This is a genomic window from Streptomyces sp. NPDC042364, from assembly GCF_056437585.1.
In genome coordinates this window covers 593,246-615,854 of record NZ_JBWKAJ010000001.1, presented here as the reverse complement: position 1 = coordinate 615,854, position 22,609 = coordinate 593,246, and the positions used below count along the sequence as shown (strand labels likewise).

24 protein-coding genes are annotated in these 22,609 nt (G+C 71.0%); 4 read left to right on the top strand and 20 right to left on the bottom strand.

What is annotated here, in order from left to right; genetic code table 11:
- Positions 1-371 precede the first annotated feature (371 nt).
- Positions 372-1,850: a hypothetical protein gene (locus AC067N_RS02635; protein WP_478677032.1), complete on the bottom strand. Its 1,479-nt coding sequence runs from the start codon at positions 1,848-1,850 to the stop codon at positions 372-374.
- Positions 1,851-2,220: 370 nt separating this feature from the next.
- Between AC067N_RS02635 and AC067N_RS02630 the strand changes: the two genes are divergently transcribed.
- Positions 2,221-4,047, top strand: coding sequence for an endonuclease/exonuclease/phosphatase family protein (locus AC067N_RS02630; protein ID WP_478677031.1), 1,827 nt, complete (start codon positions 2,221-2,223; stop codon positions 4,045-4,047).
- 108 nt (positions 4,048-4,155) lie between these two features.
- On the opposite strand, the gene AC067N_RS02625 is transcribed toward AC067N_RS02630, so the two are convergent.
- The 3 genes from AC067N_RS02625 to AC067N_RS02615 all read right to left on the bottom strand — a co-directional run bounded on the left by AC067N_RS02625 (position 4,156) and on the right by AC067N_RS02615 (position 6,401).
- On the bottom strand, positions 4,156-4,899 hold the full coding sequence (locus AC067N_RS02625; protein ID WP_478677030.1) for an SRPBCC family protein: 744 nt from the start codon (positions 4,897-4,899) through the stop codon (positions 4,156-4,158).
- 15 nt (positions 4,900-4,914) lie between these two features.
- Entirely contained in the window at positions 4,915-5,604 is a 690-nt protein-coding gene (locus AC067N_RS02620) for an ArsR/SmtB family transcription factor (protein ID WP_478677029.1), read from the bottom strand.
- Between the two features lie 92 nt (positions 5,605-5,696).
- Positions 5,697-6,401 (bottom strand): antibiotic biosynthesis monooxygenase, encoded by a 705-nt coding sequence (locus tag AC067N_RS02615; protein ID WP_478677028.1) that lies wholly within the window; start codon positions 6,399-6,401, stop codon positions 5,697-5,699.
- 112 nt (positions 6,402-6,513) lie between these two features.
- Between AC067N_RS02615 and AC067N_RS02610 the strand changes: the two genes are divergently transcribed.
- Positions 6,514-7,632, top strand: coding sequence for a YihY/virulence factor BrkB family protein (locus tag AC067N_RS02610; protein ID WP_478677027.1), 1,119 nt, complete (start codon positions 6,514-6,516; stop codon positions 7,630-7,632).
- Positions 7,633-8,055: 423 nt separating this feature from the next.
- On the opposite strand, the gene AC067N_RS02605 is transcribed toward AC067N_RS02610, so the two are convergent.
- Both AC067N_RS02605 and AC067N_RS02600 read right to left on the bottom strand, forming a co-directional pair.
- Positions 8,056-8,325, bottom strand: a complete 270-nt coding sequence (locus tag AC067N_RS02605; RefSeq protein ID WP_478677026.1) for a DUF3618 domain-containing protein — start codon at positions 8,323-8,325, stop codon at positions 8,056-8,058.
- A gap of 8 nt (positions 8,326-8,333) precedes the next feature.
- Complete coding sequence (locus AC067N_RS02600; protein WP_478677025.1) at positions 8,334-8,777, bottom strand: phage holin family protein; 444 nt, start codon at positions 8,775-8,777, stop codon at positions 8,334-8,336.
- A 233-nt stretch (positions 8,778-9,010) separates the two neighbouring features.
- Here AC067N_RS02600 and dapA point away from each other — a divergent pair, with 233 nt between their 5' ends.
- Positions 9,011-9,913, top strand: coding sequence for a 4-hydroxy-tetrahydrodipicolinate synthase (gene dapA / locus AC067N_RS02595; RefSeq protein ID WP_478677024.1), 903 nt, complete (start codon positions 9,011-9,013; stop codon positions 9,911-9,913).
- A 96-nt stretch (positions 9,914-10,009) separates the two neighbouring features.
- Here dapA and AC067N_RS02590 read toward each other — a convergent pair whose 3' ends face one another.
- The 6 genes from AC067N_RS02590 to AC067N_RS02565 form a co-directional block, all read right to left on the bottom strand.
- The gene (locus AC067N_RS02590; protein WP_478677023.1) at positions 10,010-11,227 is read right to left on the bottom strand and encodes a WD40 repeat domain-containing protein; all 1,218 of its coding nucleotides are present in this window, start codon (positions 11,225-11,227) and stop codon (positions 10,010-10,012) included.
- Positions 11,224-11,778, bottom strand: coding sequence for a SigE family RNA polymerase sigma factor (locus AC067N_RS02585; protein WP_478677022.1), 555 nt, complete (start codon positions 11,776-11,778; stop codon positions 11,224-11,226). The genes AC067N_RS02590 and AC067N_RS02585 overlap by 4 nt, the downstream gene beginning before the upstream one ends.
- A gap of 172 nt (positions 11,779-11,950) precedes the next feature.
- Positions 11,951-12,175, bottom strand: a complete 225-nt coding sequence (locus tag AC067N_RS02580; RefSeq protein ID WP_478677021.1) for a hypothetical protein — start codon at positions 12,173-12,175, stop codon at positions 11,951-11,953.
- A 117-nt stretch (positions 12,176-12,292) separates the two neighbouring features.
- Entirely contained in the window at positions 12,293-13,282 is a 990-nt protein-coding gene (gene dapD / locus AC067N_RS02575) for a 2,3,4,5-tetrahydropyridine-2,6-dicarboxylate N-succinyltransferase (protein ID WP_478677020.1), read from the bottom strand.
- Between the two features lie 351 nt (positions 13,283-13,633).
- Positions 13,634-14,170, bottom strand: a complete 537-nt coding sequence (locus tag AC067N_RS02570; RefSeq protein ID WP_478677019.1) for a TetR/AcrR family transcriptional regulator — start codon at positions 14,168-14,170, stop codon at positions 13,634-13,636.
- The gene (locus tag AC067N_RS02565; RefSeq protein WP_478677018.1) at positions 14,170-14,490 is read right to left on the bottom strand and encodes a DMT family transporter; all 321 of its coding nucleotides are present in this window, start codon (positions 14,488-14,490) and stop codon (positions 14,170-14,172) included. Before AC067N_RS02565 ends, AC067N_RS02570 begins: the two co-directional genes overlap by 1 nt.
- Before the next feature lie 329 nt (positions 14,491-14,819).
- Between AC067N_RS02565 and AC067N_RS02560 the strand changes: the two genes are divergently transcribed.
- A complete protein-coding gene (locus AC067N_RS02560) occupies positions 14,820-15,725 on the top strand; it encodes an AbfB domain-containing protein (RefSeq protein WP_478677017.1) in 906 nt (301 codons plus the stop codon).
- A 69-nt stretch (positions 15,726-15,794) separates the two neighbouring features.
- Here the strand turns inward: AC067N_RS02560 and AC067N_RS02555 are convergent, their stop codons facing one another.
- The 8 genes from AC067N_RS02555 to AC067N_RS02520 all read right to left on the bottom strand — a co-directional run bounded on the left by AC067N_RS02555 (position 15,795) and on the right by AC067N_RS02520 (position 22,421).
- On the bottom strand, positions 15,795-16,127 hold the full coding sequence (locus AC067N_RS02555; RefSeq protein ID WP_055514975.1) for a metal-sulfur cluster assembly factor: 333 nt from the start codon (positions 16,125-16,127) through the stop codon (positions 15,795-15,797).
- Positions 16,124-16,588 carry a Fe-S cluster assembly sulfur transfer protein SufU gene (sufU, locus tag AC067N_RS02550; RefSeq protein WP_055514972.1) on the bottom strand — a complete coding sequence of 155 codons (465 nt, stop codon included), beginning with the start codon at positions 16,586-16,588 and terminating at the stop codon, positions 16,124-16,126. The genes AC067N_RS02555 and sufU overlap by 4 nt, the downstream gene beginning before the upstream one ends.
- A 16-nt stretch (positions 16,589-16,604) precedes the next feature.
- A complete protein-coding gene (locus tag AC067N_RS02545) occupies positions 16,605-17,861 on the bottom strand; it encodes a cysteine desulfurase (protein ID WP_478677016.1) in 1,257 nt (418 codons plus the stop codon).
- The gene (gene sufC / locus AC067N_RS02540) at positions 17,858-18,622 is read right to left on the bottom strand and encodes a Fe-S cluster assembly ATPase SufC (RefSeq protein ID WP_478677015.1); all 765 of its coding nucleotides are present in this window, start codon (positions 18,620-18,622) and stop codon (positions 17,858-17,860) included. The genes AC067N_RS02545 and sufC overlap by 4 nt, the downstream gene beginning before the upstream one ends.
- A 7-nt stretch (positions 18,623-18,629) precedes the next feature.
- Positions 18,630-18,950, bottom strand: a complete 321-nt coding sequence (locus AC067N_RS02535; protein WP_055514965.1) for a non-heme iron oxygenase ferredoxin subunit — start codon at positions 18,948-18,950, stop codon at positions 18,630-18,632.
- Positions 18,947-20,179 carry a Fe-S cluster assembly protein SufD gene (gene sufD / locus AC067N_RS02530; protein ID WP_478677014.1) on the bottom strand — a complete coding sequence of 411 codons (1,233 nt, stop codon included), beginning with the start codon at positions 20,177-20,179 and terminating at the stop codon, positions 18,947-18,949. Before sufD ends, AC067N_RS02535 begins: the two co-directional genes overlap by 4 nt.
- Positions 20,180-20,268: 89 nt before the next feature.
- A complete protein-coding gene (gene sufB / locus AC067N_RS02525) occupies positions 20,269-21,693 on the bottom strand; it encodes a Fe-S cluster assembly protein SufB (protein WP_055537499.1) in 1,425 nt (474 codons plus the stop codon).
- Entirely contained in the window at positions 21,690-22,421 is a 732-nt protein-coding gene (locus tag AC067N_RS02520; protein ID WP_478677013.1) for a helix-turn-helix transcriptional regulator, read from the bottom strand. Before AC067N_RS02520 ends, sufB begins: the two co-directional genes overlap by 4 nt.
- Positions 22,422-22,609: the final 188 nt, after the last annotated feature.

Sequence of the window (22,609 nt, the reverse complement as noted above, 5' to 3'; positions counted from 1 at the left end):
CGGACCCAGCTCCGCGCCGCACTGTCCCGCCCCCGCCTGAACGGTGGTTGAACACCGCGGGAGAGCTCGGGGGCCCGGGGCTGTCGGGCGGGTGCGGGTGGGGGCGTTGTCCGCGTGGTTCCGCGCGCCATCGCGGGGGTCTGCGGCCCTGCGAGGAAGCCCGGGCCGCGGTCCCGGCTTTCGGACCGGCCGGGAACCGCAGGGGGGAAGGCGGGGCGCGGTCCCGCCTCTCCGGGGTGCGGTCAACCGCGAGACAGGCCCCGGCCCATCCGCACCCGCCGGGCCACCCGCGCCCGCCGGCGCACCACACCCCCCGAGCCCTCAGGCGCCCACCACCCGCACGCCGGCTGCGGGGGAGCGCCCGGCAGCCCTCACTCCCCCTTCTGCGACCGCGCCTTGAACGCGGCCTTGCGCGCCTCCTTCGCCACCCGCTTGTCCGGGTGGATCCGCCCCATCGCCTCCAGCACATCCGCAGTGGCGGGGTGCCCCACCCGCCACGCCGCGTCGAAGAACCCCCGGTGCTGCTGCGCGAGCCCCTCCACCAGCCCCTGCAGCTCCGCCGAGTTCCCTTCGGCGGCGAGCTGAGCGGCCACCGTGTCGATGGTCAGCCAGAACACCATCTCCTCGGACGGTGCCGGCACGTCCGCGGCCCCCCGCTCGGTGAGCCACACCCGCGCGAGCCCGCCCAGTTCGGCGTCGTCGAGCACCTCCCGCAGCGCGGGCTCCGCGGCGGCCCCCACCAGGGCCAGCGCCTGCTGGCAGCGCAACCGCCGCAGCGGCGCCGCCTGGTCGGAGCCACGGGCGGCGGCGAGCAACTCGCGTGCGGCGGCCGGGGGTTCATGGCGCGCCAGCCACTGCTCGGTCTCGGCGAGGGCCGCCCCCGGCGGGTATTCGGCGGTGCCGTCGAGCAGCGCGTCCGCGCCCTTGTCGGCGAGGTCCCCGACGGCGGGCGCCACGAGCCCCGCCTCCTGGAGCCGCGCCCGCATCCCGTACAGCCCGAGCGGGGTGAGCCGCACCAGGCCGTACCGGGTGACATCGGTGTCGTCGACGGCAGGTGCGCCCCCGGCCGCGCCGCCCTCCTCGGACGCGGTCTCGTCGGCGTCCGTCATCAGCGCCTCGTCCACGGGCTGGTACTCGACCAGCCCGACCGGCTCCAGTACCCGGAACTGGTCGTCGAGCCGCATCATCGCGTCCGACACCTGCTCCAGTACGTCGTTGGTGGGCTCGCCCATGCCGTCCGGGACGATCATCGACGCGGCGAGGGCGGGCAGCGGCACCGGCCCGTCGCCGGGGCCGTCCTCGCTGACGGTGAGGATGTAGAGGTTGCCGAGCACCCCGTCGAGGAACTCCGCCTCGGCCTCGGGGTCCCAGTCCAGTTCGCCGAAGTCGATCTCGCCGCCGGACTCCATGGCGTCGACGAGGCCGTCGAGTTCGGGCACGCTCGCGTCGGCCAGCGCGGCCTCCAACGCGGTGAGCCAGACGCCGAGGACGTCGCGGGGCGCGCCGGAGGTGAGGAGCGCGAGCGCGTCGCCGGTGGTGACCGCGCTCCCCTCCTCCTCGTCCGGGTCCACGATCTCGACGAGCCCGGTGTCCACGGCCACCCGCCATGCCTCGCTCGCCAGGGCCGCCGCGTCCTCGGCGGCGGCACCCTCGCCCGTGAGCCCGAGCGCCTCGGCCGCGGCGGGCAGTTGTTCCTCGACGAGTTCTCCCCCGGCACCCACCCGCGTCCGCGGCCCGGCCCAGCGGGCGAGCCGCGCGGCGCGCGAGAGCAGCGGGGTGGCGAGCGCGTCCCGCGCCAGTTCCGCCTCGGAGCGGAGCCGCACCGGCGGCAGTGGCGAGCTGTCTGACATCGGCGGGGTTCTCCTCGGGGACGAACGACGGCGAGTGGTGTGCGCAACAAGCATCATCGGTGGCGAGGCGGGGCCCGTCCGCGCACCACCTCGGCAGCCGCTCAGCCTAGACGGATTTCCACCCATGCCGCCCGGTTCAGGTAACCGCCAGGAGTCGGACGTGGCCGAAACCTTGACAAGTGGCCTGACCAGGCACGAGATTGACGCGCGTAGAAACTCACGGGTAGCTACGGGGGCGAGACCCCGGCCTCCCCTGGACGCCCTGTCGGGCGTTCCGGCGTTCTACGCGCGTCACACCGCCCCACCGGTCACAGGCCACCCCCCGTCCACCCTCGTCCCGGCGCCCATGTACGTCCCCGGAGGGATCCCCTTGCCGAGCAAGAGAACCGCGCGCATCGGCGCGCTGACCGTCGCCGCCATCTGCTCCACGGTGTCCGCCGTGGTGCTGACCACGCCCGCGGCGGCGGACACGATACGCATCCACGACATCCAGGGCACCACCCGTACCTCGCCGCTCGTCGGCCAGCAGGTCACCGGTGTCGAGGGCGTCGTCACCGGTGTACGGACCTACGGTTCGTCGCGCGGCTTCTGGATCCAGGACACCCTGGCGGACGACAGCCCGGCCACGAGCGAGGGCGTCTTCGTCTTCACCGGTTCCGCGCCGAAGGTTTCCGTGGGCGACGCGGTCACGGTGTCGGGCACGGTCGGCGAGTTCGTGCCGGGCGGCACTTCGTCCGGAAACCAGTCGGTGACCCAGATCACCCGCCCCACCGTCACCGTCGTCTCCAGCGGTAACGCGGTTCCCGCCGCGACCGTCGTCGACGCCGAGTCCGTGCCGGACGCGTACACCCCCGCGGGCGACCCCGCCGCCAACGGCTCGGTCAACGGGCTCACCCTCGACCCCACCTCCTACGCCCTGGACTACTACGAGTCCCTGGAGGGCATGAACGTCCAGGTCGCCGACGCCCGGGTGGTCACCGCCACCAACTCGTTCACCGAGTTGTGGGTCACGGTCAAACCGCGGGAGAACGCCAACCGGCGCGGCGGCACCGTCTACGGCTCGTACACCTCGCAGAACACGGGCAGGCTGAAGGTCCAGTCGCTGGGCGCGGTCGCCGACTTCCCGAAGGCGAACGTGGGTGACGTGCTGAAGGGCGCCACGGCGGGCCCGCTGGACTACAACCAGTTCGGCGGATACACGCTCGTCGCCGACCGGCTCGGCACCTTGAAGCAGGGCGGGCTGGAGCGTGAGACGACCCGCAGGCAGGCGCGCGGCGAGCTGGCGGTGGCGACGTACAACGTCGAGAACCTGGACCCCTCCGACACCACGTTCGCCGCCCACGCGGCCGCGATCGTGAACAACCTGAAGTCGCCCGACATCGTGGCCCTGGAGGAGATCCAGGACAACAGCGGCGCCACGAAGGACGGTACGGTCGCCGCCGACCAGACGGTGAAGAAGCTGATCGACGCCATCGCGGCGGCCGGCGGCCCCGCGTACGACTGGCGCTCCATCGACCCGGTGGACCTCGCGGACGGCGGCGAGCCCGGCGGCAACATCCGCCAGGTGTTCCTGTTCAACCCCAAGCGGGTGTCCTTCACCGACCGCGCGGGCGGCGACGCCACCACCGCCGCCGGCGTGACGAAGGCGTACGGCAAGGCCCGGCTGACGGTCTCCCCCGGTCGGATCGACCCGGCGAACGCCGCCTGGAACAACAGCCGCAAGCCGCTCGTCGGCGAGTTCTCCTTCCGCGGCGAGTCGGTGTTCGTCATCGCGAACCACTTCTCGTCCAAGGGCGGCGACCAGGCGCTGCACTCGCAGTTCCAGCCGCCGGCGCGCAGCTCGGAGACGCAGCGCCACCTCCAGGCGACCGCCGTGAACACGTTCGTCAAGGACATCCTGGCGAAGCAGAGGAACGCGAACGTCATCGCCCTGGGCGACATCAACGACTTCGAGTTCTCCGACACCGCCAAGCTGCTGGAGGACGGCGGCGTGCTGTGGTCGGCGGTCAAGTCGCTGCCCAGGAACGAGCGTTACTCGTACGTCTACCAGGGCAACGCGCAGGTCCTCGACCAGATCCTGGTGAGCCCGTCGATCCGGCGCTCCTGCGAGTTCACGTACGACAGCGTGCACATCAACGCGGAGTTCCACGACCAGATCAGCGACCACGACCCGTCGGTGCTGCGGTTCCGCCCTTAAGGGTTGTCCCGTGGGGTGATTTTCGAAAGTCCCGTCGTCCGCCCGAAGGGCGGGGCAGGCGGGACTTTCGTAACACGCCCGACACCGGCCGAGGGTTCTTCGGGTGTGTCAGGGCCGGCTGAACACGCCGTTCAGCCAGCCCTTCCACGCCGCCTCGTCGGCCTCGGCGTCGGCGGCCGGCGCGAAGTCGTGGACGCTGACGCCGACGGGGTGGCCCCAGTGGTTGCGGCCGAAGAAGCGGATGAGGGCGTCGTCGGTGCGCAGCCCGATGAAGTAGGGGTTGCGGTAGTCGACCACCGCGTCCAGCGGCTTCCCCTCGGGTCCCTCAGCCCGGACGCGCGTGCCCTCGGCGGTGTCGTCCGCGAGGCCCAGCGCCCGGGCGACGGCGGTGAGGGCGCCGGCGGCCGAGGACGCCCCGGGGCCGTCGAAGGTGGTGAAGGCGGTGACCGGGCGGCCGTCGAAGCGCGTCAGGTACTGGCGCAGGGTGTGCAGATAGAAGTCGGTGTGCCGGCCGGCGGCGTCGTACTGGTTGTCCCAGTCGTCGACGAAGATGCCGCTGTGCACGTACCGCACCCAGGCGCGCCGGCCCTCGTCGCGCGGCTCGATCGTGTAGTCGAGCTGGTTGAGGGTCTGCTCTGAGATGTCCTCGACGTCCTCCACCCGGTTGGTGTAGCGGTGCGGTGGCTCCCAGGCGGTGACCTCGGACCCGAAGGGCCCCTTGCCGCCGACCCGCGGCTCGGGCGCCTCCATCGGCCACAGCCAGCCGCCGGTACCGGTGGTGACGGCCTCCCACACCTGCTCCGGTGTGGCGTCGACCTCGAACTCGCGGGCGATCTCGAATTTCTTGGACATGGTGGCTCCTGAGCACTACGGGTGCGGTTCGGGGGCGGGGCTCTCGGGTGCGGGTTCGCCCGGTGGTCCGGCGGTGAGTTCGGCCGCGGTCTCTGCCGCCGCCCGGTCCGCCGTCCCGGCGGCGCGCGTGATCGTGGGGTGGACGGCGACGACGACGCGGTGTGCTCGGCCGCCCTCGGCGCCGGGGGCGTCGTACTTGCGGATGAGGGCGCTCACCCCGGCCGTCAGCTCCTGCACGAACGCGGCGCGATCGGCGGCCGAGGCGAAGGTGACCTCGCCGTCGAGCGCGTAGGTCGCGAGCCGTTTGCGCGCCTTGGCCGCGCCCGTGATCAGCGTCCCGACGTCGCGGACGAGCCGGGCGCCGAGCGCGAGCAGCCAGCGCGCCGAGAGCTGGTCGCGGAAGCGGTCCGGGTCCGGCTGTACGGCGGCGAGGGCGAGCGGCGAGATCACGTACGACGCGGCGGTCGCCCGCATCAGCCGCTCGGTGACATTGCCCTTGCGGCGTTCCCCCGCAAGCTCGACCAGGCCGTGCCGCTCCAGCGTCTTGAGGTGGTAGTTGACCTTCTGGCGGGGCAGCCCGACCTTCCCGGCCAGCATGGTGGCGCTCGCCGGTCCGGCGGCCAGCTCGGCCAGCAGCCGGGCCCGCACGGGGTCCAGCGACACTGCCGCGGCCTCCGGGTCCTCGATCACGGTGACGTCCCACATGGCTCCACCGTCTCACCGAAAACTATTTTTGTCCAGACGGTTCGTCCTTTCGGTGAGCTTCCCGCCCTCGGCCTCACCTGCGGCTCCCCGGATCAGTCGGGTACGAGACCGAGGGCGTACTCGTAGCGGCGGACCGTGCTGCCCTTCAGCCCCGGCCAGGTCTGCACCCGTCGCCAGAGCCCGGTGGGCGAGCCCACGCCGTCGCCGTCGTCCGCGAGCGCGTCGATGTGGTCCCGGGCGCTCTCCCACTCCGCGTAGTTGAGGACCCGGGTGCCGTCGGTACTGACGTGGAAGTGGGCGGCGATACCGCCGGGGTGCGGGTTCGGCTCGGCGGCCAGCGCCTCCTCGACGGCGTCCACCCAGGCCCGCTGCCGCACCGGATCCGGCCCGTCGAACTCGATGTCGACGATGACGACACACCCCGGCACCCGTGTGTGGTGGTCGCCCCCCGTGAGGCTGCGGTAGTGGCGGTAGCGCCCGAGCCGGACCCGTTCGATGTCCGGCACGGCGGTGTCGATCGCGTCGTTGCGTTCCTGCCGGCGGGTCCGGGCGAAGGCCTCGTAGGCCTGTTCGTCGGCCCACTGGGCGTAGTGCAGCAGGGTGGAGCCGTCCTCCCCGGTGTAGAGGAAGTAGCCCAGCAGCCCCTCGGTGGGCCAGGGCCGCCCCAGCCAGGTGTCGGCGACCGCCTCGACGGCCAGGCGCTGCCGCTGCGGCGATCCGACCCGCCAGGTGCTGAAGAAGGGTGCTCCGACTCCGGGGCGGTCGAGGACGGGATGCACATGGGTACGACGGGTCATGGCGCTCTCCGAGGATCGTTGCTCGTGTCCGGGCGCCCACCACCCTTCAACCTCAACCGGAATTCAGGTCAAGTCGGCGATTCGAGGCCCGAATTCGGGTGACCCGCCGCTCATGGGCGAGAAGCGGTCCGACGCCGGGCAGGCGAGCACGGAGGCGGGAACGGGGACGGGGACGGGGTCCGGCACCGGCGACGGGGCGGAAGCCGGGGACAGGACAGGAGCCCGAGGCGGGGCCCGGGCGGCGGGCAGCCCCATCCGGCTGCCGAGGAGTTCCTGGTGGGCGGTGGTGCGTCGCACGGCCAAGGAGGTCCTGGACGACGATCTCGCCGACCGGGCGGCGGCGTTGACGTACTACGGCGTGCTGTCCCTGTTCCCCGCGCTGCTGCTCACCGTGTCGCTGCTGGGGGTCGCGGGCCGGCGCACCATCGACGAACTCCTCCGCAACATCGGCGACCTGGCGCCGGGCCCCGCGCGGGACGTGCTGCGGGACGCCGTCGTGCAGCTGAGCGACGGCGGCGGCGGCACCGGCGGGGTGCTGGCCGTCGTCGGCCTGCTGGCGGCCGTGTGGTCGGCGTCCGGTTACGTGGCCGCGTTCATCCGCGCCTCCAACGCGGTGTACGACCTGCCGGAGGGCCGCCCGGTGTGGAAGCTGACGCCGCTGCGCATCGCGCTGACCCTGGTGCTGATGCTGATGATCGCCGTGAGCGCGCTGATCGTGGTGTTCACGGGGCCGCTGGCCGAGCGGGCGGGCACGATGGTGGGGCTCGGTGACGCCGCCATCGCGTTGTGGGGCGTCGCGAAGTGGCCGGTGCTGCTGGTGCTGGTGACCCTGATGATCGCGCTGCTGTACTGGGCGGCGCCCAACGTCCGCGGGCGGGGCCTTCGCTGGGTCAGCCCCGGCGGTGTCGTCGCCACCCTGATCTGGCTCGCCGCGTCCGCCGGGTTCGCGGTCTACGCGGCCAACTTCGGCTCCTACAACAAGACCTACGGCACCCTCGCCGGCGCCGTCGCCTTCCTGGTCTGGCTCTGGCTCACCAACCTCGCGATTCTCCTCGGCCTGGAGTTCGACGCCGAACTCTCCCGCGAGCGCGCCATCGTCCAGGGCCGGCCTCCCTCGGAGGAGCCGTACGTGGAACCCCGCGACACCCGCGCCTGGCCGCCGCGGCTACGGGCCCTGCGGGAGGCGAGGGCCCGTACGACGACGTCGGACGACGTCGAGCCGATCAACTGAGGCGACCCGGTCGGCCGCCACCGGCCCCGCCCGGCACCGCTCGGTCGCGAACACCGCAGTGGATCGCTGGGCCGTGGACGCGAATCGTCGGACACGGCCAAGGGGTTGCCCTGTGCTCCCCTGTTGACCGCGCGGCATCGGATGCGGTGCATCGCGAGGCGGAGGAGCGTCCGCACACCGGATGCATGCGGACGCCTTGACAACGCGGCGTGGTGCCGTAGCCGGCGTCGCGCGCCCGCCGGGGGTACGGGACAACCCTTAGAGCTCCGAACAAAAGTAGAGCCCGGCTCGCGACGCCTGGCACGCACGCTCGCCGCGTTGCCGAAAGCCCCTGGTAGCCCCGCTACAAGGAGCTTCCGGCGCCTTGCGATCGCACGCACCAGACGCCGCGAGCCGATCGGACTCCACTCTTGTTCGGAACTCTTAGTGGTAGTAGTGACGCCAGACGAAGACCCCGGTGGCCACGACGGCCACGCCCGCCCCTCCCACGATCACCGCTTCCCGGGGCACCCGCTGCCGTACGGACTGCACGCGTTCACGGGCTCGCGCCTTCACGTCGGCCTTCGCCGCCAGTTCCTCGACCGTGTCGCCGAGCCGGGTCCGGGTCAGCTCGATCTGCCGGCGGAGTTCGTCAGGGCCCTTCGCCCCGACGGCCTCCTTGGCCCCTGACTTCGCACCGCCGGACGCACCCATGGCCATCATCATCGCCGTGCCCTTCCCTTGATCTCGTCGACATCCGCCTTGACGCTGTCGAGCGCCCGCTCCGGCTTGGGCGGGGTGGCCCGCTTGAGCTGGGCGCGTCCGACGGCGGCCAGGACGGCCGCGATCACGAACAGCACGCCCATCACGATGAGCGCGGCGGCCCACACGTCCATGACCAGGGAGAGCGCCGCGACGGCGGCCCCGGCCATCGTCATGAACCCGACGTAGGCGACGGCTCCGGCCGCGCCCAGCAGCCCGCCGCCGCGCCCCGCGCGGCGCCCCTTCTCCGCCAGCTCCTCCTTCGCGAGGGCCAGCTCCTGGCGCACGAGCAGGGAGAGCTGTGCGGTGGCCTGTCCCACCAGCTCGCCCACGGAGTGGTGATCCTGCCCGCGCACCCCGGAACGCGCGGCATGGTCCGGCCTGGTTTCGAGGGTCCCGGTCACAGTTCCGCCTCCTCACATCTCGGGAGGCACCGAGTACCCGAACCGGCCCGCGCTAGGCAACCGAGCCCCACGGCAATGTGAGGCCGGCCGGACGCGTGGGGCCGGGCGGGGCACCCGGCCCCGAACGGCTCGTCGCACCTGCGGCGGACCACCTCTTTCGCGTAGTAAAACTCCCCCATACCTCGTAGAAGAATTAAGTGGAGCTTCACAATGTGGGAGCCGAGACTACCTCCATGACCACCACCACGCACCGCCACGCGCCCTTCGGCCGCGCCCTCTGCGCGATGATCACCCCGTTCACCGCGAGCGGAGCGCTCGACCTCGACGGGGCTCAGCGGCTCGCCGGCCGGCTGGTGGCCGAGGGCTGCGACGGGCTGGTCCTGTCCGGTACGACGGGTGAGGCGCCGACCACGACGGACACCGAGAAGGCGGAGCTGATCCGCGCCGTCCGGGCGGCGGTCGGGAACCGGGCCACGATCGTGGCGGGCGTGGGCACCTACGACACCCGGCACACCGTGGAGCTGGCCCTGGCCGCCGAGCAGGCGGGCGCGGACGGCCTGCTGGCGGTCACCCCGTACTACAGCAGGCCCCCGCAGGACGCCGTCGAGGCCCACTTCCGTGAACTCGCCGACCGCTGCGGCCTCCCGCTCGCCCTGTACGACATCCCCGGCCGCACCGGCACCCGGATCGAACCGGCGACCATGATCCGGCTCGCGGCCCACCCCCGGATCGTGGCGGTGAAGGACTGCGCGTACGACCTGCTCGGCACCCAGAAGGTGCTGGCGGAGACGGATCTGGCGTACTACACGGGCTGCGACGAGTACGTGCTGGCGCTGTACGCGCTCGGCGGCGCGGGCTACATCGGCACGGTCGCCAACGCCGCGCCCCGTCACTTCCGGTCGATCGTCGACGCGTTCGACGCGGGCGACACCGCCGAGGCGGCGCGGTTGCAGCGGGCGGCCGTCCCGCTCACGGAGGCGCTGATGGCCTCGGGCCTGCCCGGCACCGTCACGGCGAAGGCGCTGCTCGGGCGGCTCGGCCTGCCCGCGGGCCCGGTCCGGGCACCGCTGCGGCCCGCCGGCCGAGAGGTGGCCGACGGGCTGCTGGAGGCGTACGAAGGGCTGGTCGCCGCCTGAGCGCACGCCCATGCCCGGTCGGCGGATGGGGCGTGCCCCGGGCGGCCAGGCGCGGCCGACACGCTCCAGTGGCCTGCCCGCCCCGGCGGCCGGTGGTCAGCGGGTGGCGAAGACCGGCTTCCAGCGTCCGGCGGCGCCGTCGTTGCCCTTGCGGGTGCCGCTGAGCGGGAGCGTCTTGTCGCTGCCGATGGTGACGAGCACCAGGGCGTTGTGGAACTCGTTGTCGCCGGGTGCGGTGTCCCAGGCGATGAGCCGCTTGTTGTCGACCCAGGTGAGGAGTTGCTGGCCGGGCACCTTGTGGAGGGGCTTGCCGGTGCGGGGGTCGATGATCCACGACGCTGTCGTCCTGGCGCCGCCCGCGAAACCACCGGCCGCGAGCTTTCCGTCCGGGGACAGCCGCGCGCCCACCATCCAGTGCAGGTACACCTCGTCCGGCGGGGCGGGGACCTTGTCGCCCTTGAGGTCGTAGTACTGCTGATGCGGTTCGGTGGTCAGCCCGGAGTACACCGACGTGGCGTCGCCGCTGAAGGCGAAGTCCTGGTGGGCGTTGAGGAGCCCCTCCCGGTCCTCGGTGACCTCGCTCCAGTCGGCCTTCCCGGAGTCGACGTCCACGACGTAGAACCCGGTCCGGTGGGACGTGTGGTCCACGTCGTAGTCGTTCTTCTCGCCGTCGCCGTCGGAGTCGTAGTCGACACGGGTGAGCAGGTCGGGGTTCTTGCTGTAAGTGGTGGCGACGAGCTTGTCGCCGTCGGACGAGAACTCGACGCCCGCGACGCCCCGTTCGACCGGGATCCAGCGGTCCACCTCGCCGGTGGCCAGGTCGAGCAGCCCGATCCGCCGCGTCGGCAGGTCCCGCTCCAGGACGGCGGCGGTCCGCATGCCGGGGGCGACCGAGACCATGGACCAGCGGTCGTCCTCCGCGTACTTTCCGGTCTTCTGGTCGAGGATCCGGTACGTGCGCTGCCTGACCGCGGTGTCCTTGGACGTCTTGACCGTGGAGAACGTGTAGTACGCGGCCAGCGCCACGTCCCCGGCGGCGATCAGGTCGCGCGGCGGCGACTGGTCGGGGTGGGCGATGATGTCGCTCTTGTTCATCTCGCTGGCCAGGCGCACCTCGTCCTTGCCTGACTCCAGCAGCGGCACGGCGACCGCGACGGCGACGACGGCCGCGGTCGCCGCGGCGACGGAGGCGAGCCTGCGGGTCCGGCGCCGGCGTCGTACGTTCAGCACGCGTTCGGCGAAGCCCGGCTCCAGGGGCGGTTGTTCGGCGGCCTGCTCCCGCAGGGAGTCGCGCACCAGTTCGTCGACGTTCACGGACGCACCTCCACGGGCGAGAAGTCACGGGACGGCTGTTGCTCGGCCGCGGCGGGGCCGAGACCGGCCAGTTCGGGCGCGAGTTCCCGCAGCCGGGCGAGGGAACGGTGGGTGGTGGACCGGACGGTCCCGACGGAACAGCCGAGGATGCGGGCCACATCGGCCTCGGGCAGGTCCTCGAAGTAGCGCAGCACGAGCATGGTCCGCTGCCGTGCGGTCAGCCGGGCCAGCGCGCCGCGCATCACCAGGCGCAGTTCCACACCGGCCGCCCCGTCGGCGGCGCCGCTCTCGGGCAGCTCGGCGACGGTGACCTCCTTGCGCCGCCATTTCAGCCGCCAGCGGCTGATCTGCTGCCGGTACAGGACCCGCCGTACGTACGCCTCGGGTTCGTCGATCCGCTGCCAGCGGCCGGCCGCCTTGATGAGCGCGTTCTGCAGCAGGTCCTCGGCCGCGTGCCGGTCACCGCCGCTGAGCAGTACGGCGGTCTTCAGCAGCGCCGACGACCGCCCGGCCACGAACACCCGGAAACTCTCCTGACCTGCGGCATCCATCGTCACCTTCTCTTCCCCGGCGGGCCCTGTGTCCCGCCCCTGTGCTCTGTGTGACGCGCGGAGGTGCCCGCCGCTATGCCGGAGCGCCGAAAAAAGTTCCCCGGACACGGGCCGGGGCCCGCACCGCGCGCGAACGCGGTGCGGGCCCCGGACTCCTGGTCGCGGGCCAGGTCTATCCCCAGCGGTACCCGTCGCCGAACAGCAGGGTGTGCTCCAGCACGTCCTCCATCGGGTCGTCGACCTGGCCGACGTTGACGAGCCCGATTCGCGGGCCGTTGTGCGAGGCGGTGTTGGTCTCGTCGGCGTGCGCGGCGCCGGCCGGCAGCCAGCACACCACGGCCGCGCCCACCGCTGCGGTCACCACTCGTGCCACGGTCCTCGCCCGGTCGATCTTCATCCTGTGCGGCCCCTCATCTCGTCGGTTCGGCCTCTGATAGGACTGTGCGTCCCACCAGTTCATCTGCCGGCCCCGCCCGGAGGTCACGCCGATCAACCCGTACGGGTCGCCCGGGGGTCAGTTGTGGCTGTGCAGGATCTCGTTCAGGCCGCCCCAGACCGCGTTGTTCGGGCGGGCCTCGACCGTGCCGGTGACCGAGTTGCGGCGGAAGAGGATGTTCGAGGCGCCGGAGAGTTCGCGGGCCTTGACGACCTGGCCGTCGGGCATCGTGACGCGGGTGCCCGCGGTGACGTACAGACCGGCCTCGACCACGCATTCGTCGCCGAGGGCGATGCCGACGCCCGCCTCGGCACCGACCAGGCAGCGCTCGCCGATGGAGATGATGACGTTGCCGCCGCCGGACAGCGTGCCCATCGTGGAGGCGCCGCCGCCGATGTCCGAGCCGTCGCCGACGACGACACCGGCGGAGATGCGGCCCTCGACCATCGACGTGCCGAGGGTGCCCGCGTTGAAGTTGACGAAGCCCTCGTGCATGACCGTGGTGCCCTCGGCGAGGTGCGCGCCCAGCCGGACCCGGTCGGCGTCGGCGATACGGACGCCCTTGGGGGCCACGTAGTCCGTCATCCGCGGGAACTTGTCGACGGAGGTGACCTGGAGGTGCAGGCCCTCGGCGCGCGCGTTGAGCCGCACCTTCTCCAGCTCGTCGACGGCGACGGGGCCGAGCGAGGTCCAGGCGACGTTGGCGAGGAGGCCGAAGATGCCGTCCAGGCTCTGGCCGTGCGGCTTCACCAGGCGGTGCGAGAGCAGGTGGAGGCGCAGGTACGCGTCGTGGGTGTCGACCGGCTTCTCGTCGAGCGAGGAGATGACCGTGCGGACCGCGACGACCTCGACGCCCCGGCGGGTGTCCTGGCCGATCGCGGCCGTCGCGCCGCCGCCCAGCAGCTGGGCCGCCCGCTCGGCGTCGAGACGCTCGGTGCCGGACGGGCCCGGCTCGGCGGCGAGCTCGGGCGCGGGGTACCAGGTGTCGAGAACGGTGCCGTCGGCGGCGATCGTAGCGAGGCCGGCGGCCACGGCGCCGGTGGTGCGAGGAGCAGTCGTGTCGGTCATGAGGGAAACCTAACCGCCCGGGGGCGGCCCAGGCCAACCCACTGCACGGCCGTCTCAGGAGCCGGGCACCCAGGGTGCCGGGGAACCGGGCACCCCGCCGACCAACAGCCGGCAGACGAAGCAGCAGGGCCGCCCCGTCGACGAAACGGCCGGTCGCCCCGCCGGCGCACAGCCGCCGGCGGGCGGTCCGTCCACCCCCGTGAGGCGGGCCGCCCGGGGCCGTCCCCGGCCAGGTGGTCCACGGCGGTCAGGCCCGGCAGGGTGGCCGGCGCTCGGTACAGACCCGCCACCCCACGCGGCGGCTTGACCTCGGCGCCCATCAGCTGGGCGGACCCCGGGGAACCGTCCGCCTCAGCCGATCACCCGCGCCAGCACCTCCCGCGCGTACCCCTCGTCGTACGGTGTCCCCGTCAGCAGGACCTGGAGGCAGATCCCGTCGATCAGGGCGACCAGCGCCCGCGCGGTCACCGGATCGGTGCGCCGGGCGAGGCAGTCGGCGAAGCCCTCGGCCCATTCGGCGGCGACCGGGCGCAGCGCCGGGCGGCGCAGGGCGGCCAGATACAGCTCGTACTCGACCTCAAGGCCCGTACGGTCGCCGGCGAACCACTCGCCGCCGAGCGAGGCGAGTTCGGAGGCCAGGTCGCTCTCCGGGTCCCGGAGGGCGCCGCGGGCGAGGACCGCGCGCGCGAATCCCTCGTTGGCCTGCCGGAGCGCGGCCACCATGAGGTCGTCCAGGGTCTTGAAGTGGTACGTCGTCGAGCCGAGCGGTACGTCCGCCTCGGCGGCCACGCTCCGGTGGCTCAGCCCGGCGATGCCCTTCTCCCCGACGACCCGGATCGCCGCGTCGATGATCCGCTGCCGCCGCTCGGGGTCGTGACGCCGGGCCATCAGTGGGCTCCCCCCAGGTTGAGCACGACGACCCCCGCGATGATCAGCGCGATCCCGGCGGCCTTGGCGAGCCCCAGCCCCTCGCCGAAGAGCACCAGGCCGAGGGCCGCGACGCTGGCGGTACCGACGCCGGACCAGATGGCGTAGGCCGTGCCGATCGACATCGACTTGAGCGCCTGGGCCAGGAGCCCGAAGGAGACCAGATAGCCGATCCCCGTGACCAGTGACGGGCCCAGCTTGCTGAAGCCCTCGCTGTACTTCATGGCCGTGGTGGCCACGACCTCGGCGGCTATGGCGATGCCGAGCAGCAGATATCCCATGTGTACTAGCGTACACATCATGCGTACGGTCGTACACATCGAGGGGCGGACCGGGTTCCGGCGCTCCGTGCGGGTGCCCCCGTCCGTCCACGAACGGGGGCACCCGCACGGAATGTCTCCCCAAGAGGCCGCCGTTTCGGGGCCGTTCCGTTATGGAAGCGCTCTCCGAAAGGGCTCCCCGCACACCACTTGGTCCACTACTGTTTCAACGGTCAATCTCCCGATTGTGTGACGACCGCAAGGGTTTGCACACACCGGTGACACGCACCATCTCCCCTGACCCGCATGACGAATTCGCGTCCGCCTGTGCGACGCCGAGGGAACCGCGCATGCCGCCAACGAAGCCCGGACCTGATCCGGACCAGAACACCCCCAACCTCCCGGTGCTGAGATCCGCGAAGGTGTGGGAGACCGGTGTCGCCCCCGACGACACCCGAATACCGGGCACCCGCCGCCTCTGGCTGGCCGGAGCGCTCGCCCTGGCCGTCGTGTCGTCGTGTGTGACCGCGATCGTGCTGCAGGACTCCGGTCCTGACGACACGTCACAGACCCGTACGGACCGCACGACCCTGGCCGACGACCCGGTCGCTCCGCTCTCCCTTCCCCCGGCGTCGCCGACCTCGGCCCCCGACGGGAAGAGCGGACTGTCCGAGCCGCAGGCGGCCAAGCACGGCTCGAAGGGCAAGGACAAGGGCTCCTCCAAGTCCGGGGACTCCGGCTCGTCCGACAAGCAGCAGGGCGGCGCGAAGCCGACCGCCAAGCCCTCGGAGACGACGTCGCCCGGGAAGAAGCCGCCGTCGACGTCCGTCAGCAGGAAGTCCGTACAGGCCGTCAACTACCCGGACCGGTACTGGCACCTGAGCGGCGGGGTGATCCGCCTGGACCAGGTGGGTTCGTACAGCGGAAGCGAGACCCGCGAGGACTCCACCTTCAAGGTGGTCTCCGGCCTCGCCAGGTCCGACTGCTACTCCTTCCGCATGGCGGACGGCCGCTACGTCAGGCACCAGAACTTCCGGCTCCGCGTCGGCGGCGACGACGGCTCGAACCTCTTCAAGCAGGACGCGACCTTCTGTGCGGTGCGGTCGCCGAACTCGGACGCCATGATGCTCCGGTCGGTGAACTACCCCGACCGCGTGCTGCGTCACCGGAACTTCGAGCTGGTTCTGGACCCGTACGGCTACAACACCGGCAATCGGCAGGACTTCTTCTTCCGCCTGGTGAAGGGCCTCGACTGACGGCACGGCACCCGGACACGAGTGTGGCCCCCGGCGGAATCGCCGGGGGCCACACTCATGCGGTCGGTCTCAGACGTTGAACCCGAGCGCCCGAAGCTGCTCGCGGCCGTCGTCCGTGATCTTGTCCGGGCCCCACGGGGGCATCCAGACCCAGTTGATGCGCAGCTCGTTGACGAGGCCGTCCGTGGCGGACTTGGCCTGGTCCTCGATGACATCCGTCAGCGGACAGGCCGCCGAGGTCAGGGTCATGTCGATCGTCGCGATGTTCGCGTCGTCGATGTGGATGCCGTAGATCAGGCCCAGGTTGACGACGTCGATGCCCAGCTCGGGGTCGACGACGTCGTACAGGGCCTCGCGGATCTCCTCCTCGGAGGCCGGCTTCATCTCCACGGTGTCGCTCATGCCGTCTTCCTTTCGGCGTCGGCGCCCAGCGCCTGGGCCGTCGCGTCCTTCCACGCCATCCAGCTGAGGAGGGCGCACTTGACCCGGGCCGGGTACTTGGAGACCCCGGCGAACGCGACCGCGTCCTCCAGGACCTCCTCCATCGCGTCGTCCGGCTCGATCTTCCCCTTGGACTGCATCAGCTCCAGGAAGGTCTCCTGGATCCGCCGCGCGTCCGTCAGCTCCTTGCCGACGAGCAGCTCGTTCAGCACGGAGGCGCTGGCCTGGCTGATCGAGCAGCCCTGGCCCTCGTACGAGACGTCCTCGATGGTCGTACCGTCGTACTTCACGCGCAGGGTGATCTCGTCGCCGCACGTGGGGTTCACGTGGTGCACCTCGGCGTCGCCATCCCGCAAGCCCCGCCCGTGCGGGTTCTTGTAGTGGTCCAGGATGACTTCCTGGTACATCGAGTCCAGCTTCATGCGATCGCTCGTCCCATCAGCCGAAGAAGTTCCGTACGTGCTCCAGGCCGTCGACCAGCGCGTCGATCTCCGCCGGCGTGGAGTACAGATAGAACGACGCTCGCGTGGTCGCGGGAATTCCGTACCGCAGGCAGACGGGACGGGCGCAGTGGTGGCCGACCCGGACCGCGATGCCCTGCTCGTCGAGGACCTGGCCCACGTCGTGGGGGTGGATGTCGCCGAGCGTGAAGGAGATCGCCGCGCCCCGGTCCTCGGCCGTGGCCGGGCCGATGATGCGCAGGTCAGGGACCTCCGTGAGCCGCTTCACCGCGTACTCGGTGAGGGCGTGCTCATGGGCGAGGATCTTGTCCATGCCGATCGAGCTCAGGTAGTCGATCGCCGCGCCCAGACCGACCGCCTGCGCGATCGGCGGGGTGCCCGCCTCGAACTTGTGCGGGGCCGGGGCGTACGTCGACGAGTGCATCGACACCGTCTCGATCATCTCGCCGCCGCCGAGGAACGGGGGCAGGTCCTCCAGCAGCTCCTGGCGGCCCCAGAGCACGCCGATTCCGGTGGGAGCGCACATCTTGTGGCCGGTGAAGGCCACGAAGTCGGCCTGGAGGGCCTGGACGTCCAGCGGCATGTGCGGCGCGGCCTGCGAGGCGTCGATGCAGACCAGCGCGCCGACCTCCTGCGCCCGGCGCACTATCGCCTCGACCGGGTTGACCGTGCCCAGGATGTTGGACACCAGCACGAAGGAGACGATCTTCGTCTTCTCGGTGATGACCTCGTCGATGTTCGACAGGTCGAGCCGGCCGTCGTCGGTGAGGCCGAACCACTTCAGCTTCGCGCCCGTGCGCTGCGCGAGCAGCTGCCACGGCACGATGTTGGAGTGGTGCTCCATCTCCGTGATGACGATCTCGGTCTCGGAGTCCACCCGGTAGGGCTCGTCGGCCCAGCCGAGCATGTTCGCCACGAGGTTCAGCGACTCGGAGGCGTTCTTGGTGAAGATGACCTCGTCGCGGCTGGGCGCGTTGATGAACGCGGCGACCTTGTCGCGCGCGCCCTCGTACAGCGCCGTGGCCTCCTCGGCGAGCACATGCACACCGCGGTGGACGTTGGCGTTGTAGCGCTCGTAGTACTCGCTCAGGGCGTCCAGCACCTGGCGCGGCTTCTGCGAGGTCGCCGCGTTGTCCAGGTACACGAGCTTCCGCCCGTCGTGGACCTGACGGTCCAGGATGGGGAAGTCCTTGCGGAGCGCCTCGGTGTCGAGGAGGCCCGGCAGCTGTGTCACGCGGATGCGCCACCCTTCGTGTATGCCTCGTAGCCCTCGTTCTCCAGCTTGTCGGCGAGCTCGGGGCCACCGGACTCGACGATCCTGCCGCCGGCGAAGACGTGGACGTGGTCGGGCTTGATGTAGCGCAGGATGCGCGTGTAGTGCGTGATCAGCAGGGTGCCGACCTCGCCGGTCTCACGGACGCGGTTGACGCCCTCGGAGACGACCCGGAGCGCGTCGACGTCCAGACCGGAGTCCGTCTCGTCGAGGATCGCGATCTTCGGCCTGAGCAGTTCGAGCTGGAGGATCTCGTGGCGCTTCTTCTCACCGCCGGAGAAGCCCTCGTTGACGTTGCGCTCGGCGAAGGAGGGGTCCATGTTGAGGCGCTGCATGGCCTCCTTGACCTCCTTGACCCAGGTGCGCAGCTTGGGGGCCTCGCCGCGGATGGCGGTGGCGGAGGTCCGCAGGAAGTTGGAGACCGAGACGCCGGGGACCTCGACCGGGTACTGCATCGCCAGGAACAGGCCCGCGCGGGCGCGCTCGTCGACGGACATCTCCAGGACGTCCTCGCCGTCGAGCAGCACGGTGCCGCCGGTGATCGTGTACTTCGGGTGACCCGCGAGCGAGTAGGCGAGGGTCGACTTGCCGGAGCCGTTGGGGCCCATGATGGCGTGCGTCTCGCCCTGCTTCACGGTGAGGTCGACGCCCTTGAGGATCTCCTTCGTGGCGTTGTCGGCCTCGACGGTGACGTGCAGGTCTCGGATTTCAAGCGTTGCCATGGGTGCCTCAGGACTCCTGGGTGAGGGAGACGAGCACGTCGTCCCCTTCGATCTTTACGGGGTATACGGGGACGGGGCGCGTCGCGGGAAGGCCGGACGGCTTGCCGGTGCGGAGGTCGAACGCGGAGCCGTGCAGCCAGCACTCGATCTGACAGTCCTCCACCTCGCCCTCGGAGAGCGAGACGTTCGCGTGGGAGCAGATGTCGTGGATGGCGAACACCTCTCCCTCGGTCCGCACGACCGAGACCGGCGTGCCGTCGAGTTCCACCCTTTTCGGGGTGTCCTCCTCCAGCTCGCTCAGCCCGCAGGCGCGTACGAAGGTGGTCATCGGCCCGATCCAGACACGGTCTCCAGCTCCTCGTCGAGCTTCTCCAGCAGGCGCTCCTCGATGTCGTCGACACCGATCTGCTGGACCAGCTCCGCGAAGAAGCCGCGGACGACGAGGCGGCGGGCCTCCTCCGCGGGGATGCCGCGGGCCATCAGGTAGAAGAGCTGCTCGTCGTCGAAGCGGCCGGTCGCCGAGGCGTGGCCGGCGCCGACGATCTCGCCGGTCTCGATCTCCAGGTTCGGCACGGAGTCGACGCGGGCGCCGTCCGTGAGGACGAGGTTGCGGTTCATCTCATAGGTGTCGGTGCCCTCGGCCGCTGCCTCGATGAGCACGTCGCCGATCCACACCGCGTGGGCGTTGTCGCCCTGGAGGGCGCCCTTGTAGACCACGTTGGACTTGCAGTGCGGCACGTTGTGCGTGACCAGCAGGCGGTGCTCCTGGTGCTGGCCGGCGTCGGTGAAGTACAGGCCGAACAGCTCGGCCTCGCCGCCGGGGCCGGCGTAGGTGACGCGCGGGTGGAGGCGGACGACGTCGCCGCCGAAGGTGACGACGACCGACTTGAGGGAGGCGTCCCGGCCGACGAGGGCGTTGTGCTGGGCGATGTGCACGGCCTTGTCGTCCCAGTCCTGGACGGAGACGACGGTCAGCTTGGCGCCGTCACCGAGAACGTAGTCGACGTTGGCGGCGAGCACGGCGTCACCGGTGTGGTCGATGACGACGACGGCCTCGGCGAAGGCACCCAGCTCGATGACCTGGTGGGCGAAGGCGGTGCCGCCCTCGCCGTGCACGGCGATCCGGATCGGCTCGGTGAGGACCGTCTCCTTGGGGACGGTGATCACACCGGCCTTCTCGAACGCCGAGTAGGCCTGGGCGGCGACGCGGTCCACCGGGGTGCCGGCCTTGCCGAGGCGGGCGTCGTCGCGGCCGACGGTCTCGACGGTGACGCCCTCGGGGGCCTGCACGTCGACCTTCAGGCCGTCACCGGTGGCGACCGCGGTGCCGTCGTGCAGCCCGCGCAGCCGCTCCAGCGGGGTGAACCGCCACTCCTCCTCGCGGCCGTGCGGCACGGGGAAGTCCGCCACGTCGAAGGACGGGGGCGCGCTCATGCGCGAGACGACGGTCGACTCGGCGGCCACCGCGATCGAGCCAGCGGTGGTGGAGCCCGCCGGTGGGGGTCCCCCCTGTCCGAGCGAAGTCGAGGACTTGGGGGAGTTCTGAGCCTCAGCCATGGCTGTCGGTCTGCTCTCTTCCTACGTTTACGATCTTCGGCCCGCCCCGGAGAGGCGGGCCGCCTGCTGCTGGACCGGAAGGTCTGGGGTCAGCCGACCGCGCCTTCCATCTGCAGCTCGATCAGCCGGTTGAGCTCCAGCGCGTACTCCATGGGCAGCTCCTTGGCGATCGGCTCGACGAAGCCGCGCACGATCATCGCCATGGCCTCGTCCTCCGACAGACCGCGGCTCATCAGGTAGAAGAGCTGGTCCTCGGAGACCTTGGAGACCGTCGCCTCGTGGCCCATGGACACGTCGTCCTCACGGACGTCGACGTACGGGTACGTGTCCGAACGGGAGATGGTGTCGACGAGCAGCGCGTCGCACAGCACGTTCGACTTGGAGCCCGGGGCGCCCTCGCCGATCTCGATCAGACCGCGGTAGGAGGTGCGGCCACCGCCGCGCGCCACGGACTTCGAGACGATGTTCGAGGACGTGTTGGGGGCCATGTGGACCATCTTGGCGCCGGCGTCCTGGTGCTGGCCCTCGCCCGCGAAGGCGATGGAGAGCGTCTCACCCTTGGCGTGCTCGCCCATCAGGTAGACGGCCGGGTACTTCATCGTCACCTTGGAGCCGATGTTGCCGTCGATCCACTCCATGGTGGCGCCCTCGTAGGCGACGGCGCGCTTGGTGACCAGGTTGTAGACGTTGTTCGACCAGTTCTGGATGGTCGTGTAGCGGCAGCGGGCGTTCTTCTTGACGATGATCTCGACGACCGCGGAGTGCAGCGAGTCCGACTTGTAGATCGGGGCCGTACAGCCCTCGACGTAGTGCACGTAGGCGCCCTCGTCGACGATGATCAGGGTCCGCTCGAACTGGCCCATGTTCTCCGTGTTGATGCGGAAGTAGGCCTGGAGCGGGATCTCGACGTGCACGCCCTTCGGCACGTAGATGAAGGAGCCGCCGGACCACACGGCGGTGTTCAGCGCGGCGAACTTGTTGTCACCGGCGGGGATGACCGTGCCGAAGTACTCCTTGAAGAGCTCCGGGTGCTCCTTCAGGGCGGTGTCGGTGTCGAGGAAGATGACGCCCTGCTCCTCCAGGTCCTCGCGGATCTGGTGGTAGACGACCTCCGACTCGTACTGGGCGGCGACACCGGCGACGAGGCGCTGCTTCTCCGCCTCGGGGATGCCGAGCTTGTCGTAGGTGTTCTTGATGTCCTCGGGCAGGTCCTCCCAGGACTCCGCCTGCTTCTCCGTGGAGCGCACGAAGTACTTGATGTTGTCGAAGTCGATGCCGGAGAGGTCCGAGCCCCAGTTCGGCATGGGCTTCTTCTCGAAGAGCTTCAGGCCCTTGAGGCGCAGCTTGGTCATCCACTCCGGCTCGGACTTCTTGCCGGAGATGTCGAGGACGACGTCCTCGTTCAGACCGCGCTTCGCCGCGGCACCGGCCTCGTCGGAGTCCGCCCAGCCGTATTCGTACTTACCCAGGCCCTCGAGCTCAGGGTGGGCGGTCTCCTCGATGGGGAGAGTCATGCGGGGTTCCTCCCGGCCGTGCTTGCAGATGCGTTGGTGGCTGACTTGGAAACTCTGGGGATGAACGTCGTGCAGACGCCGTCGCCGTGGGCGATGGTGGCCAGCCGCTGGACGTGCGTACCGAGCAGTTCGGCGAAGAGCTCGGTCTCGGCCTCGCAGAGCTGCGGGAACTGCTCGGCCACATGGGCTACCGGGCAGTGGTGCTGGCAGAGCTGCTCACCCTGGTGGGGATGGGGGGCACTGCGTGCCGTAGCAGCGTACCCGTCCGCGCTCAAGGCCTTGGCCAGGGCTTCGGTCTTCTCTTCGGGCGCGGCGGCCTCGACGGCCTTGCGGTACTCGCCCGACTGCGCGGCGACCCGGGCGCGGGCGAAGGCGGCGACGGCCTGCTCCCCGCCCTCCCGGTCCGCGATCCAGCGGAGCGCGTCCGCGGCGAGCTTGTCGTACGACTGGTCGAAGGCGTCGCGGCCGCAGTCCGTCAGGGCGAAGACCTTGGCCGGGCGCCCGCGCGTGCGCGTCCCGTAGACGCGCTGCTCACGGGGCTGCACGACATCGTCGGCGACCAGTGCGTCGAGGTGCCGGCGGACGGCCGCCTGGGTCAGGCCGAGCCGACCGGCCAGGTCGGCCACGGTGGACGGACCGTGGTCCAGGATGGAGCGCGCGACCCGGTTGCGTGTCGATCGCTCACCGGTCGCGAGTTCCTCCTGCGGAGCCGCGCCCACGTTTTTCACAACGCCATTGTTGCGTAATTCTTCCGGGCCGGGCAAGCCGCGCCCGGCGCACCCCGCCGTGCCCTGCATCACTTAGGCATACCTAATCCGACCTGCGGAAACGATCTTCGGTCGTTCACCGGGTGGCTGCGGATGCCGGTGTGGCGCGCGTGCTCCTCATGTGGCGAGAGATACCAAATGATCCTAAT